The organism is Micromonospora sp. NPDC000121, from assembly GCF_042899165.1.
In the GTDB taxonomy this organism is placed as follows: domain Bacteria; phylum Actinomycetota; class Actinomycetes; order Mycobacteriales; family Micromonosporaceae; genus Micromonospora.
The window spans coordinates 227,903-242,095 of the sequence record NZ_JBIAZP010000007.1 but is presented as its reverse complement, the minus strand read 5'-3'; the positions used below and the strand labels follow the sequence as shown (position 1 = coordinate 242,095).

Here is a 14,193-nt window from a genome sequence, read left to right as displayed (position 1 = left end):
CATGCCCACTTTGTCAACGGCCCACTTCGTCAACCGCATGACGAACCATCGATGGAGGAACGCACAGTGCCGACCGGGGTGGCCATCCGCGACGCCCGCGAGCAGTTGTTCGACGCCGCCGAACGCGTCCTGCTCCAGCACGGACCCAGCGGGCTGACCAGCCGCGCGGTCACCACGGAGGCGGGGGTCGCCAAGGGGGTCCTGCATCGCCACTTCGCCGACTTCGACGCCTTCCTCGTCGAGTTCGTGCTGGATCGGATGGCCCGGATAGACGCCCAGGCCGCCGCCCTGCAGGAGGCCGTCGGCACGGGCACCGTCGTCGACAACCTCACCGGGATACTGACGGAGCTGTTCGGGGCGGTCACCCTGGCGATCATTCGCCTCATCCTCGCCCGGGACGAGCTGCTCACCCGGCTGCGCCAGGCCAGACCTGCCCGCATGCCGATCCTGTCGGAGGCCACGGCCATGATCACGTCCTACCTCGCCACCGAGCGCGAGCTGGGCCGGGTCGCCGTCGACGCCGACATCGACACCCTCGCACCCATGCTCGTCGGCACGGGCCACCTGCTGCTCGCCGACCGGGAGGGCACCCCGCCGAGCACCGGAGCCGTCCACAAGGTCGTGACCACCGTCATCGGCGACGTCGAGCGCCAGCGCCGGCCCTGAACGACGCCTCGGCGCGATTACCCCGGCCACCGGGGCGACCCCTTTCGCACTGGGAGATGTCACACCCGTCGATTAGAATGTATGTACTAATCGAGGTCCTGACCTGGGAGGACGCCCGTGACCACGCCCGCCTCCGCCCCACTCACCCCCTACGCCACCCTGCTCGGCTTCACCCGCTACGTCGACCGCACCGGCCCGACCAAGGCCACCTTCGTCGGGGGCCTGCGCAAGCAGCGGGCCAGCCGCTCCGGGTTCAACCCGCACGGCCAGTTCGTCAAGGCACTCAAGGCCGACATCGCCTTCCACACCGGCGGCACGCACCTCGACCAGGTGGTCGACGTGGTCAAGCCCCGCTGGCGCCCGCTCTACGAGGCCCTCGTGCCCGGCGCGAAGGCCTGGCTGCACTCCCTCGGCGAGCCGAGGGCCGTCGACCTCACCCAGACCCGCGACGCGCTCGCCATGCTCGGCGACCTGCCCGTCAAGATCAACCCCCACTTCGGCGTACGCCACGCCGACGGCCGCGCCGAGGCCGTCCGCCTGCACTTCGACGAGACCCCGCCCAGCCCGGAGGCGGCGCTGGCCACCCTGCACCTGATGGCCCGACACATGGACGCGGTGCTCCCGCACGCCGAGCCGGTCCTGGTGGACGTCCGTCGGGGCGAGGCCCGCCGCATGCCCGCCGACGCCCGACCCGAGCAGATCGAGCGCTGGCTGGCCGGCGAGGCGGCCGCCTTCCAGGCGATCTGGGCCACCGCCGCCTGACCCGTCCACCATCACCCGCCCTCCCGACGGGTCCTCCGGGGCCACGACGCGCGCCACCTTCCGGAGCCGGCCGACACCGCGCCCGGAAGGTGGCGCGTTCGCCGTTCCGGCAAATCCACCGCGTCCGGCGACGACCCCGGACATCATTTCTTCGGGCGCGATTCGCCCAGGTCGGGGGCGGAACGGCAGCGCGGCGACAATCACTTTCACCGTCAACCATTGAGCCTTCAACCATCTGCCGGTACGGTGGTCCCCGGCGGCATCCGACAGGCCCGGCGGAGCGAGATCCGGGCCGCGAGGTGTTCCGCCCGCCGGTCGCGTCGCGGCCGGCCGTCCGCGACACGGCGCGCGTCGACCCCGACCGGCCGTTCGGCAGTCCACCCAGCATGAGGAGCAGAACCATGACCCTGCCCACTACCGTCCGTGACGTCGCGATGCTGCTCGCCCGGATCGGCGTCGGCATCGTCTTCTTCGCCCACGGCTGGCAGAAGCTGGTCACCAACGGCGTCGACGGCACCGCCGCCTTCTTCGACCAGGCCGGCGTGCCCCTGCCGACCGTGTCCGCGTGGTTCGCCACGGGCGTCGAGCTGCTCGGCGGCGCGGCGCTGATCCTCGGCGCGGTCGTCCCGATCGCCGGCGTCCTGCTCGCGCTGGACATGCTCGGCGCGTTCATCTTCGTGCACGCCGGCAAGGGCCTGTTCGTGGACAAGGGCGGCTACGAGCTGGTCCTCGCCCTCGGCGCGGCGAGCCTGCTGCTGGCGGCCGTCGGGGCCGGCCGGCTCAGCGTCGACCACCTGCTGACCGGCCGCCGCCGGGCCGCCGAACCGGCCCCCGCCGGCCGCGCCTGACCCGCAGCCGGATCCCGCTCGCCGGGGCCGCGCCGCGAGACGCAGTGGTGGGGGGCCCCGGGGCGGGGGGGGGCCCCCCCGGGGGTGGCCGGCGGGGGGGGGGGGCGGGGGGGGGGGGGGGGGGGGGTGGGGGCGGGGGGGGGGGGGCGCCGGGGGCGCCCCCGCCCCCCCCCCGCCCCCCGGGCCCCCCCCCCGGCGGCCCCCGCGGGGGGGGGGCCGCCCCGCCGGGGGGGGGGGGGCCCGCCGGGGGGGGGGGCCCCCCACCACTGGTGGTTGCCCGGCGGGCCGGGCGGACGTGGATCAGGCGGTGAGGTACTTCTCCAGGTCGTCGAGGATCCGGTTGGCGGCGCCGACGCCGATGCCGGTCATCCAGATCTCGTCGGAGACGACGTGCGACTTGCCCGCCTTGACCGCCGGCAGCGCCTTCCACAGCGTTCCGCCGGTGACCTTGGCCTGCTCGGCGGCGGCCTTCTCGCCGTACGCGGTCACGAAGATGACGTCACCGTCGACCTCGGCAATGCGCTCCGGGCTCACCCGGTCCATCCGCCGGTCCTCCTTGCCGGTCAGCAGCTGCCGCTCGGGGCGGCCCAGCCCGGTGTCGCCGATCACGATGCCGGAGAACGAGTCCGGCCCGTACACCCGGATCTCGGTCGGCATGAAGCGGACGATGGACACCTTGCGGTCGGCGGCGTTGCCGAGCTTGGCGCCGAACTCCTTGGCCCGGGTCTCGTACGCGGTGAGCAGGTCCTTGGCCTGCTGCTCCTTGCCGAGCGCCTTGCCGTCGAGGAGGAAGTTCTCCTTCCAGGTGACGCCGACCTTCTCGGTGAAGACGGTCGGCGCGATGGCCTTCAGCTCGTCGTAGAACTTCTCCTGGCGGAACTTGCTGCCCAGGATCAGGTCCGGCTTGAGGGCGTTGATGGCCTCCAGGTCGGGCTCGGTGAGCACCCCGACCTCCTTGATGCCGGCGAGCTTCTCCTCGCCGAAGTAGGTCGGCCAGCTCTTCGCCTCGCCGGCGGTGGCGGCGCCGACCGGCGTGACGCCGAGGGACAGCGCGGTGTCGATCTTGTCGGTGTCGAGCACGACGACCCGCTTCGGGTCGACCGGCACCTTGGTGGTGCCCATGGCGTGGGTGATCTCCCGGGTCTCCCCGGTGGTGGTGCCGGCGACCGGGTCGCTCTCACCGCAGGCGGTGAGGCCGACGCCGAGGGCCAGCGCCGCGGTGAGGGCGGCGGCGAGACGACGCATCAGATTCCTTTCGAAAGGTACGAGCCGGTGCGCGGGGTGAGCGCGTCCTCGGCCGGGGGGCGGGCTGCCGGGGCCGGCAACCCCTCCGGAGCTGAGCTGACCAGGTCGGCCGTGTCGGACGGCCGGGTCAGCGAGGGGCTGGTGAGCGCGGGCACCACGAGGGGCGCCCCGGTCACCGGGCAGGGCACGACCACGCAGTCGAGCCCGAAGACCTCCCGGACCAGGTCGGCGGTGAGGATCTCCCGGGGCGGCCCGGCGGCCACCACGGCGCCGGACCGCATCGCGATCAGGTGGTCGGCGTACCGGGCGGCCTGGTTGAGGTCGTGCAGCACGGCGACGACGGTGCGGCCCCGCTCGGCGCGCAGCCGGTGCAGCAGGTCCAGCACCTCCACCTGGTGGGCCAGGTCGAGGAAGGTGGTCGGCTCGTCGAGCAGCAGCGCCTCGGTGTCCTGGGCGAGGGTCATGGCGATCCAGACGCGCTGCCGCTGACCACCGGAGAGGGTGTCCACGGCCCGGCCCGCCAGCCCGGCCACGTCGGCGAGCGCCATGGCCCGGTCGACGGCGGCGCTGTCCTCCTCCGACCACTGCCGCCACCACCGCTGGTACGGCTGCCGGCCCCGGCCGACCAGGTCGGCGACGGTGACCCCCTCCGGCACCAGCGGGCTCTGCGGCAGCACGCCGAGCCGGCGGGCGACGTCGCGGGTCGGCAGGTCCCGGATGGCGGCGCCGTCGAGCAGCACCGCGCCCCGCCGGGGCGTGAGCAGGCGGGCCATGGTGCGCAGCAGGGTGGACTTGCCGCAGGCGTTGGGCCCGACGATCACGGTGAACGCGTCGGCGGGCAGGTCCAGGTCGAGCCCGTCCAGCACGGTCCGTTCGTCGTAGCCGGCGACCAGGTCGCGGGTGGAGAGCATCATGCCTCCTTGCCAGGGTGGGACATCACGAGGACCGCCGACGGCCGCGGACCAGCAGGAAGATCAGGTACGGGCCGCCGATGGCGGCGGTCAGCACCCCGGCGGGCAGTTGGGTGGGGGCGAAGAGCCGCCGGCCGGCCAGGTCGGCCAGCACCAGCAGCAGCGCCCCGAGCAGGGCGGCGCAGACCAGCGGCGGGCGCTCCGCGCGGACCAGCCGTCGGGCCAGTTGCGGGGCGACCAGGGCGACGAAGTCGACCGCGCCCACCTGGGCGGTGACCATCGCGGCGGCCAGCACCCCGGTGCCGGCGAGGCCGATCCGGCGGGCCGTCGGGCGCAGGCCGATCCCCCGGGCCGTGTCGTCGTCCAGCGCGGTGCTGTTCAGCGCCCAGCCGGCCCACGCCAGCACGGGCAGCAGCGCGACCAGGGTGGCGGCGATCCAGAGGGTCTCGGTCCAGCCCTTGCCGGCGAGCGTGCCGATCAGCCAGATCTGCGCGCGCAGCCCGTCGATCGGGTCGGCGGTCAGCATGACCACCTCGGTCAGGGCCCGCAGCGCGAAGGCGACCGCCACGCCGGCGAGCACGAACCGCTGGGCGGCCAGCCCGTGCCGGGCGCCGAGGGCGAACAGCAGCCCGGCGGCGAGCAGGCCGCCGGCCAGCGCCGCCGGCGCCACGATCACCGCCGCGGCCCCGCTGGTCAGGGCCACGGTGGCGGCGAGGCCCGCGCCCTGGGTGATGCCGACGACGTCCGGGCTGGCGAGCGGGTTGCGGGCCACGCTCTGGATCAGGGTGCCGGCGACCCCGAAGGCCGCGCCGGCCACCGCGGCCAGCACCAGGCGGGGCAGCCGCAGGTCGAAGACCACCAGGTCGTACGGGGTGCCGGAGCCGGAGAGGGCGCGCAGCACGTCGATCGGGGCGACGTACGGGGTGCCGAGGGAGAGGCTGAGCACCCCGGCGCCCAGCAGCAGCACGACCAGCGTGGCGGCGACCAGCACCGAGCGGCGGCGGATCTGCACGCTGACCGGGCCGACGCGCACCAGCGAGCGCCCGGGCAGCGCGACGACTCCGGCGCGGGGGCGGCCCGTCGGCCGGTCGGCCGGCTTCCGGGCGGCGGGGCGGGCGGGGGCGGTCACGCCGTCACCACCTTCGCGCGGGGAACGGGCAGGGCGGGCGGCAGGGCGCCGACCAGGGCGGGGCCGGTCACGCCGTCACCACCTTCGCGCGGCGGACCAACCAGGCCAGCAGCGGGGCGCCGACGAGGGCGGTGACGATGCCCGCCGGCACCTCCCCGGGCGGGGAGACCAGCCGGCCGACGACGTCGGCGCCGAGCAGCAGCGCAGGCCCGAGCAGCGCGGAGATCGCCAGGGTCCAGCGGTGGTCGGCGCCGACCAGGGCGCGGGCCAGGTGCGGGACGGCGAGCCCGACGAAGGCGATCGGGCCGGCGGCGGCGACGGCCGCCCCGGTGAGGAGCACGGCGGCGGCGCCGCCGCCGAGGCGGACCAGCCCGATCCGGTGGCCGAGGCCCCGGGCCACGTCGTCGCCGAGGGCGAGGGCGTCCAGGCCGCGGGCGACGAGGGCGGCCAGCACCAGCCCGGCGAGCACGAACGGCAGCACCTGGGCGGCCACCGAGAGGTCCCGGCCGGTGAGCCCGCCGACCACCCAGAACCGGTAGTCCTCGAAGGTGCGGGCGTCGATGCTGAGCAGCGCGTACACCACGGAGGCGAGACTGGCGTCGAGGGCCGCGCCGACCAGCGCGAGGGTGACCGGGCTGGCGCCCTCGCGGGCGCGGGTGGCGACGGCGAAGACCAGCAGGCCGGCGAGGAGCGCGCCGCCGATGCCGAACCAGACGTAGCCGGCGAGGGTGCCGACGCCGAAGACGGAGATGGCGAGCACCACGCCGAACGAGGCGCCGGCGCTGATCCCGAGGATGCGCGGCTCCGCGAGCGGGTTGCGCGTCAGCGCCTGGAAGAGCACCCCGGCGACGGCGAGCGCCAGCCCGACGGCGAGGCCGAGGGCGGTGCGCGGCATCCGCAGTTCCCGGACGATGGTGGTGGCCTCGCCGCCGTCCGGGGCGACCAGGGCGCGCCACACCTCGTCGACGGCGAGCGACCGGCTGCCGAGCGCGAAGCTCGCCAGCACGGCCAGCAGCAGCGCCAGCGCGGCGGCGACGGCGACCGCCGCCCGGCGGCCGCCGTGCGCGCGGCGCCGGGTGCCGGCCGGGGCCGGTGGGGTGGCGAGGGTGGTCACGAGTCTCCCGCAAGCTGTGCTTAGGTTCGCCTTACCTTAGACCACCCGGTTAGGGCCGCCTAACCAGCGGGGGTCGATCCGCCGCGCCGCCGCCCGGCGGCGGGTTCCGGCCCTACGCTGGAGGGATGCGATTCGACCAGCACACGGTGGTGCTCCTGGTGCGCCCGCCGGACGCCCCGGAGTTGCCGATGGAGGCGGCCGACCGGTTGCAGGACGCCCATCTGGCCCACCAGGCGGGGCTGGTGGACCAGGGTCTCGTCCTGGCGGCGGGGCCCTTCGTGGGGGCCGACGACGACCGACTGCGCGGGTTCGTCGTGCTCTCGATCAGCCCTGAGGAGGCCCGCGAGCTCTACCGCAACGACCCGGCCGTGCGGGCCGGGCGGCTGGCCGTGCAGGTGATGAGCTGGATGGTGCCGGAGGGCAATCTGCGGTTCGAGAGCGTGCCGGTCCCCCGGTCCATGCTGGAGGCGGCGGCCGGCGACTGAGCCGAACCCGCCACGCTCACGGTCAGCCCTCGCCGCCGCCGCGGGCCGCCGGCAGCGACGGGCCGTCGAGCTGATGGTCGGCCCAGACGTACGTCTCGGGCAGCAGCTCGGCGACCGGCACCACGCGCAGCGCGTCCATCGGCCCGACGATGACCCGGATGGTGGGGAAGTAGTCGCGCAGCACCTGCCGGCAGCGCCCGCAGGGCGCGATCACCCCGCGCCCCCGGTCGCCCACCGCGACGATCGTCTCCAGCTCGGTGACGCCCTGGGTGGCGGCGGCGCCGACCGCGACCACCTCCGCGCAGGGTCCGCCGGTGAAGTGGTAGACGTTCACCCCGGTGAAGACCCGACCGTCGGTGGTCCGCGCGGCGGCGGCGACCGTGTGGTTCTCGCTGCGGCAGCGCAGCTTGGCGACCGCCGTGGCGGCCTGCACCAGGGCCCGGTCGGTGTCCCGCATCGTCATCGCGCATCCCCGTGGGTTCGACGTCGGTCGGCGGTCAACTCTAGACCCGTCGGCGCCCGCCCGCGGGCGGGCGGACCGGTAACCCGGGGGCGTTCCGGCCGCCGGCTGCCTATCCTTGGCGACGACATGCAGAATCCAGCCGCACCCGCCGCGACCGATCCCGCCCGCGAGCTGCACCGCCGCCTCCGTCCCCTGATGTTCCGCGACCAGCGTCGCCTGCAACGGCGGCTGGACGGGGTGCGCAGGCTCCGGGACCCGCAGCGGCGCGACGAGGCGCTCGCCGAGATCGCCGCCGACGTCGCGCGGGCCGAGGCACGGCTGGAGAGCCGGCGCGCCGCCGTGCCGGTGGTCACCTACCCGGCCCAGCTGCCGGTGAGCGAGCGCAAGGACGACATCGCCGCCGCGATCCGCGACCACCAGGTGGTGATCGTGGCCGGCGAGACCGGCTCCGGCAAGACCACCCAGCTACCCAAGATCTGCCTGGAGTTGGGGCGCGGGATCAACGGGCTGATCGGGCACACCCAGCCCCGCCGGCTGGCCGCGCGTACGGTGGCGGACCGGATCGCCGAGGAGCTCGGCACCGAGCTGGGCGACGTGGTCGGCTACAAGGTGCGCTTCACCGACCAGGTGAGCGACCGGAGCCTGGTCAAGCTGATGACCGACGGCATCCTGCTCGCCGAGTTGCAGACCGACCGGATGCTGCGCCAGTACGACACCCTGATCATCGACGAGGCGCACGAGCGCAGCCTCAACATCGACTTCATCCTCGGCTACCTCAAGCAGCTCCTCCCCCGCCGGCCCGACCTGAAGGTGATCATCACCTCGGCGACCATCGAGACCGAGCGGTTCGCCCGGCACTTCGCCGGGCCGCCCACCGACGACGCGCCGGACGGCGTCCCCGCGCCGGTGGTCGAGGTGTCCGGGCGGACGTACCCGGTCGAGGTGCGCTACCGGCCGCTGGTCGAGATGGCGGAGGGCGAGGACGACGGGGAGGACGAGGAGAACGTCCGGGACCAGATCCAGGCCATCGGCGACGCCGTCGAGGAACTCGCCGCCGAGGGGCCCGGGGACGTCCTGGTCTTCCTCAGCGGTGAGCGGGAGATCCGGGACACCGCCGACGCGCTGGGCAAGCTGGTGGAGAAGAAGCCGGCGCTGCGCGGCACCGAGATCCTGCCGCTCTACGCCCGGCTCTCCACCGCCGAGCAGCACCGGGTCTTCGCCCCGCATCCCGGCCGTCGGGTGGTGCTCGCGACCAACGTCGCGGAGACCTCCCTCACCGTGCCCGGCATCAAGTACGTGGTGGACCCGGGCACGGCCCGCATCTCCCGCTACAGCAACCGGCTCAAGGTGCAGCGGCTGCCGATCGAGCCGGTCTCGCAGGCGTCGGCCAACCAGCGCAAGGGGCGCTGTGGACGCACCTCGGACGGCATCTGCATCCGGCTCTACGACGAGCAGGACTTCCTGTCCCGCCCGGAGTTCACCGACCCCGAGATCCTGCGCACCAACCTCGCCTCGGTCATCCTCCAGATGACCTCGATCGGGCTCGGCGACATCGCGGCGTTCCCGTTCATCGACCCGCCGGACCGGCGCAACATCGCCGACGGCGTCAACCTGCTGCACGAGCTGGGGGCGCTGGACCCGGCCGAGACCGACCCGGCGAAGCGGCTCACCCCGCTCGGCCGGCGGCTCGCGCAACTCCCCGTCGACCCGCGGCTGGCCCGGATGGTCGTCGAGGGTGAGCGCAACGGCTGCGCCACCGAGGTGATGGTGATCGCCGCCGCGCTGTCGATCCAGGATCCCCGCGAGCGGCCCGCCGACCGGCAGGCCCAGGCCGACCAGGCGCACGCCCGGTTCACCGACCGCGAGTCGGACTTCGTGACGCTGCTCAACCTGTGGCGACACCTGCGTGAGCAGCAGCGCGAGCTGTCCTCCAGCGCGTTCCGCCGGATGTGCAAGGCGGAGTTCCTCAACTACCTGCGGGTACGCGAGTGGCAGGACATCGTCAGCCAGTTGCGCCAGGTGCTGCGTACGCCCGAACAGGGTGGCGGGCGGCCGGCGCGGGAGGCCGGCGACGGCGGCCGGCGCCGGGGCGGCGCGGACCTGCCGGAGGAGATCGACACCCCGAAGGTGCACCAGTCGCTGCTGCCCGGCCTGCTCTCCCACGTCGGGCTCAAGGACGCGCAGAAGCACGAATACCTGGGCGCCCGGGGCGCGAAGTTCGCGCTCTTCCCCGGCTCGGCGCTGTTCAAGAAGCCGCCGCGCTGGGTGATGGCCGCCGAGCTGGTGGAGACCTCCCGGCTCTGGGGCCGGGTGAACGGCCGCATCGAGCCGGAGTGGGTCGAGCCCCTCGCCCAGCACCTGGTCAAGCGCAGCTACAGCGAGCCGCACTGGGAGAAGAAGCAGGCGGCCGTGATGGCGTACGAGAAGGTGACGCTCTACGGGATCCCGCTGGTCACCTCGCGCAAGGTCAACTTCGGCCGGATCGACCCGGCGCTGTCCCGGGAGCTGTTCATCCGGCACGCGCTGGTCGAGGGCGACTGGCAGACCCACCACCACTTCTGGCGGGACAACCAGCGGCTGCTGGCGGAGATCGAGGAGTTGGAGAACCGGGCCCGCCGCCGCGACATCCTCGTCGACGACCAGACCGTCTTCGACTTCTACGACGCCCGCGTCCCCGCCGACGTCGTCTCCGGGCGGCACTTCGACGCCTGGTGGAAGAAGACCCGTCGCGAGCAGCCGGACCTGCTCACCTTCACCCGGGAGCTGCTGGTCAACGCCGGTCGCGGCGGAGTGGACGAGGCCGACTACCCCGACGAGTGGTCCGCCGACGGGGTGACGCTCCCGCTGACCTACCGGTTCGAGCCGGGCACCGCGACCGACGGCGTGACCGTCGACATCCCGCTGCCGCTGCTCAACCAGGTGCCGGCGGAGAGCTTCGACTGGCAGGTCCCCGGACTGCGCGAGGAACTCGTGGTCGCGCTGATCCGCTCGCTGCCCAAGGCGGTGCGCCGCAACTTCGTCCCCGTGCCGGACTACGCCCGCGCGGCGCTCGCCGCGATGCCGGCCGGCGAGGAGCCACTGCTGGACGCGCTGACCCGGCAGTTGCGCCGCATGACCGGCGTCACCGTGCCCCGCGACGCCTGGGACCTCGACCGGCTGCCCGCGCACCTGCGGGTGACCTTCCGGGTGCTCGACGAGGAGGACAAACCGGTCGCCGAGGGCAAGGACCTGCCGGCCCTGCAACGCCAGCTCAAGGCGGAGGTACGCCAGGTGGTGGCCGCCGCCGCGCCGGACGTGGCCCGCACCGGGCTGACCGACTGGGGCATCGGCACGCTGCCGCGCACGATCGAGCAGGTCCGGGCCGGGTACGCGGTGACCGCGTACCCGGCGCTGGTGGACGAGGGCGCCACGGTCGGGGTGAAGGTGTTCGACTCGCCGGCCGAGCAGGAGGCCGCGCACTGGGCGGGCACCCGGCGGCTGCTCCGGCTGACCGTGCCGTCGCCGGCGAGGTTCCTCCAGGGACGGCTGTCGAACGAGGCGAAGCTGGCGCTGAGCCGCAACCCGCACGGGGGCGTGCAGCAGCTCATCGAGGACGCCGCCGGGGCGGCGATCGACAAGCTGATCGGCGACGCCGGCGGGCCGGCCTGGGACGCCGAGGGCTTCGCCGCCCTGCGCGAGAAGGTCCGCGCCGACCTGGTGGACACCGTGGTCGAGGTGATGGACCGGGTACGCCGGGTGCTCGCCGCCGCGCACGCGGTGGAGCAGCGGCTCGGCAAGACCCAGAACCTGGCCGTGGTGGCGGCGCTGGCCGACATCCGGGCCCAGCTCACCGGTCTGGTGCACGCCGGCTTCGTCACCGAGACCGGGTACGCGCGCCTGCCCGACCTGCTGCGCTACCTCACCGCGATCGAGCGGCGGCTGGACCGGCTGCCCGGCAACCCGCAGCGCGACAAGCAGCAGCAGGACCGGATCACGGTGGTGCAGAAGGAGTACCAGGACATGCTCGCCGCGCTGCCGCCGAGCCGCCGCCAGTCGGCGGCGGTCCGGCAGATCCGCTGGATGGTGGAGGAGCTGCGGGTGAACGTCTTCGCCCAAGCGCTGGGCACCCCGTACCCCGTGTCGGAGCAGCGGATCTACCGCGCGATGGACGACGCCGAGAGCAGGTAGTCGAGGTGCGGCCGGCCGACGCGGTGTTCGTCTCCGCGCCGGCCGCCGGGTGAGCCCGGCGGGTCAGCGGGCCGGTGCGGCGGCGCCGCGCAGCACCCGCAGCAGCACCGGTGGGAAGAGCAGCCGCGCCGGCGGGTCGACGAGGTTGAGCACCCGCAGGAACGCCGCGCCCAGGGTCGCGTCCCGGGTCGCCGCGACGTGCAGCCGGCCGACGTACGCGTTGACGAGGCGTACCCGCGGCGAGCGGCGGCCGGGCACCTCGGGGAAGCGCAGGTCGGTGCCGACCGCGATGGACCACGGCCCGTCGATCAGGCGACCCGCGCCCCGGAAGAAGTTCCGGGCGAGCCGGTCCAGCCCCCGCCGGAGCAGCCGGCGCAGCAACAGCGCCTCCAGCGCGGCCACCGTCATACCCTGCCCGTAGACCGGGTTGAAGCTGCACAGCGCGTCGGCCACCACCAGATAGCCGGCCGGGAAGCGGCGCAGCCGCTCGTAGCGGCGCCGCACACTGCCCGGGAACCTCATCGTCACCGGCGGGTCCGTGGGTCGCGCCGTGCGCAGCAGCTCGGCGATCTGCGGGGCGGCGAGGCGGTCGGCGAAGGCGGCCATCCCCTCGTCGTCGGCCGGCGGCTCCTCGCCGAACATGCCGCAGAGCGCCACCGCGAACCGGTCCTGTTCCTGCGCGGTGACGATGCCGCCCCACGGCTGGCCGGGCACAGCGTTGGTGAGCGCGCCGAGCAGACCCTCCAGGTGGTGCGGCTCCCGCCGGTAGGTGCGGGTGACGTAGGTGACCCCGATCCGGACCCGCTCCTCGGGCGCCGGCCGGTAGCCCAGCTCGGCCAGCCAGACCGGGCTGCGGGTGCCCCGGCCGCCGGCGTCCACCACCAGGTCGGCCTCGACGGTGTGCGGCTTCCCGTCGCGGGGGCGCAGCCGCACGCCCGTGACCCGGCGCCGGTCGCCGGTGGTGGTGAGCCCCTCCGCCTCGCAGCCGGGCAGGATCCGCACCCCGGGCAGGGCGGCGACCCGCTGCCGGACCACCTGTTCCAGCAGCGGCCGGCTCACCCCGAAGCCGAGCAGCGGCGACGGCGCGCGCCGCATCCGGTGGCCGTCGTTGTACCAGTGGACCTGCTCGTGCAGGTCGATCGTGGGCACGCCGTTCGCGGTCAGCTCGGCGGTGATGCCGGGCAGCAGCTCCTCGAACGCCTGCCGGCCCCGGTCCAGCAGGACGTGCAACTGCCGCCCCTGGGGTACGCCCCGGCGGCTGTCCGCCCGCTCGGGCAGCACGTCGCGATCGACGAGGGTGACCCGCTCGTACGCCTCGGTGAGCGCGCGGGCGACCAGCAGGCCGCCCACGCTGGCGCCGATCACCACGGCGCTGCCGGTTGCCATGCGGGCAGCGTAGGTCGACCGCCGGCCGGAACCCGCCTTCCGCCTTGCGCACCCGGAATCGGTCAGAGCGGCTCGACGCCGGGCGGCAGGTCGCCGTCGGTGGTGGCGTCGCGGACGTACTCCAGCAGTATCCGGCGCAGCTCCCGGCCGGCGTGGGTGGGCACGACGTCGCGGCGCCGGGCGACCGCGATGGTCCGCCGGACGCCGGGCGGCGCCAGCCGGGTGACCCGGACGCCCGCGCGGCGGGCCACCACGATGCCGGGCACCAGCGCGACGCCCAGCCCGGCCTCGACGAAGCTCAGCACGGCGTCCATCTCGCCGCCGTCGACCGCGATGGTGGGCTCGAAGCCCGCCTCCCGGCAGGCCTGGATGGTGGCGTCGCGCAGGTCGTAGCCCTCCCGGAACATCACCATCGGCTGGTCGCGCAGGTCGCCGACGCGCAACTGGCCGGTGCCGGGGGCGATCGGCAGCTCCTCCACCGAGGCGACCACCAGGCTCTCCCGCAGGATCGGGTCCACGCGCAGCCCGGGATCGATGCCCTGCGCCGGCATGATGATCAGCGCCAGGTCGAGGTCGCCGCGGAGCAGGTCGCGGACCAGGTCCTGCGAGCCGCTCTCCTCCACCCGCAGGTCGACGGTGGGGTGGGCGTCGCGGAACCGGCGCAGCACCGGCGGGGCGAGCGAGGTGGCCAGGCTGGGGGTGGCACCGAGCCGGACCCGGCCGCGCCGCAGGCCGACCAGTTCCTGCACCTCGCGGGTCGCGGTGTCCACGTCGGCGAGGATCCGCTTGGCCAGCGGAAGCAGCACCTCCCCCGCCGCGGTCAGCGCGATGTTGCCCCTTACCCGTTCGAAGAGGGGGGCACCGAGGGCGTCCTCCAGGGCGTGAATTTGCTTACTCAAGGAGGGCTGCGTGATGCCCACGAGATCGGCGGCTTGAGTGAAATGTCGGACTTCAGCGACCGCGACGAAGTACTTCAGCTGATGCAGCTGCATCTACATAGCCTATAGCTATCAAGAC

Annotated in this window: 12 protein-coding genes; 5 read left to right on the top strand and 7 right to left on the bottom strand. The window is 74.4% G+C overall.

The annotated features are described in order from the left end of the window. The first annotated feature begins 51 nt into the window (after positions 1–51). The 3 genes from ACFY23_RS21305 (at position 52) to ACFY23_RS21295 (ending at position 2,276) form a co-directional block, all read left to right on the top strand. Complete coding sequence (locus tag ACFY23_RS21305; protein ID WP_350682899.1) at positions 52–666, top strand: TetR/AcrR family transcriptional regulator; 615 nt, start codon at positions 52–54, stop codon at positions 664–666. A gap of 117 nt (positions 667–783) precedes the next feature. After that, the gene (locus ACFY23_RS21300) at positions 784–1,428 is read left to right on the top strand and encodes a hypothetical protein (protein WP_350682901.1); all 645 of its coding nucleotides are present in this window, start codon (positions 784–786) and stop codon (positions 1,426–1,428) included. 401 nt (positions 1,429–1,829) lie between these two features. Continuing rightward, positions 1,830–2,276: a DoxX family protein gene (locus ACFY23_RS21295; RefSeq protein ID WP_350682903.1), complete on the top strand. Its 447-nt coding sequence runs from the start codon at positions 1,830–1,832 to the stop codon at positions 2,274–2,276. A gap of 300 nt (positions 2,277–2,576) precedes the next feature. Here the strand turns inward: ACFY23_RS21295 and ACFY23_RS21290 are convergent, their stop codons facing one another. The 4 genes from ACFY23_RS21290 to ACFY23_RS21275 all read right to left on the bottom strand — a co-directional run bounded on the left by ACFY23_RS21290 (position 2,577) and on the right by ACFY23_RS21275 (position 6,675). Next, complete coding sequence (locus ACFY23_RS21290; RefSeq protein ID WP_350682905.1) at positions 2,577–3,521, bottom strand: iron-siderophore ABC transporter substrate-binding protein; 945 nt, start codon at positions 3,519–3,521, stop codon at positions 2,577–2,579. Beyond that, positions 3,521–4,432 (bottom strand): ABC transporter ATP-binding protein, encoded by a 912-nt coding sequence (locus ACFY23_RS21285; RefSeq protein ID WP_350682907.1) that lies wholly within the window; start codon positions 4,430–4,432, stop codon positions 3,521–3,523. Before ACFY23_RS21285 ends, ACFY23_RS21290 begins: the two co-directional genes overlap by 1 nt. Before the next feature lie 25 nt (positions 4,433–4,457). After that, positions 4,458–5,561, bottom strand: coding sequence for an iron ABC transporter permease (locus ACFY23_RS21280; protein ID WP_350819223.1), 1,104 nt, complete (start codon positions 5,559–5,561; stop codon positions 4,458–4,460). Positions 5,562–5,628: 67 nt separating this feature from the next. Further along, positions 5,629–6,675, bottom strand: coding sequence for an iron ABC transporter permease (locus ACFY23_RS21275; RefSeq protein WP_350819222.1), 1,047 nt, complete (start codon positions 6,673–6,675; stop codon positions 5,629–5,631). 125 nt (positions 6,676–6,800) lie between these two features. Between ACFY23_RS21275 and ACFY23_RS21270 the strand changes: the two genes are divergently transcribed. Next, the gene (locus ACFY23_RS21270; RefSeq protein ID WP_350677960.1) at positions 6,801–7,160 is read left to right on the top strand and encodes a YciI family protein; all 360 of its coding nucleotides are present in this window, start codon (positions 6,801–6,803) and stop codon (positions 7,158–7,160) included. Positions 7,161–7,182: 22 nt separating this feature from the next. Here the strand turns inward: ACFY23_RS21270 and ACFY23_RS21265 are convergent, their stop codons facing one another. After that, positions 7,183–7,623, bottom strand: coding sequence for a cytidine deaminase (locus ACFY23_RS21265; RefSeq protein WP_350677958.1), 441 nt, complete (start codon positions 7,621–7,623; stop codon positions 7,183–7,185). 126 nt (positions 7,624–7,749) lie between these two features. Between ACFY23_RS21265 and hrpA the strand changes: the two genes are divergently transcribed. Next, positions 7,750–11,790 carry an ATP-dependent RNA helicase HrpA gene (gene hrpA, locus ACFY23_RS21260; RefSeq protein WP_350677956.1) on the top strand — a complete coding sequence of 1,347 codons (4,041 nt, stop codon included), beginning with the start codon at positions 7,750–7,752 and terminating at the stop codon, positions 11,788–11,790. A 63-nt stretch (positions 11,791–11,853) separates the two neighbouring features. On the opposite strand, the gene ACFY23_RS21255 is transcribed toward hrpA, so the two are convergent. Both ACFY23_RS21255 and ACFY23_RS21250 read right to left on the bottom strand, forming a co-directional pair. Beyond that, positions 11,854–13,176, bottom strand: a complete 1,323-nt coding sequence (locus ACFY23_RS21255; protein WP_350677954.1) for an FAD-dependent monooxygenase — start codon at positions 13,174–13,176, stop codon at positions 11,854–11,856. A gap of 62 nt (positions 13,177–13,238) precedes the next feature. Then, positions 13,239–14,168, bottom strand: a complete 930-nt coding sequence (locus tag ACFY23_RS21250; protein ID WP_350677951.1) for a LysR family transcriptional regulator — start codon at positions 14,166–14,168, stop codon at positions 13,239–13,241. Positions 14,169–14,193 lie beyond the last annotated feature (25 nt).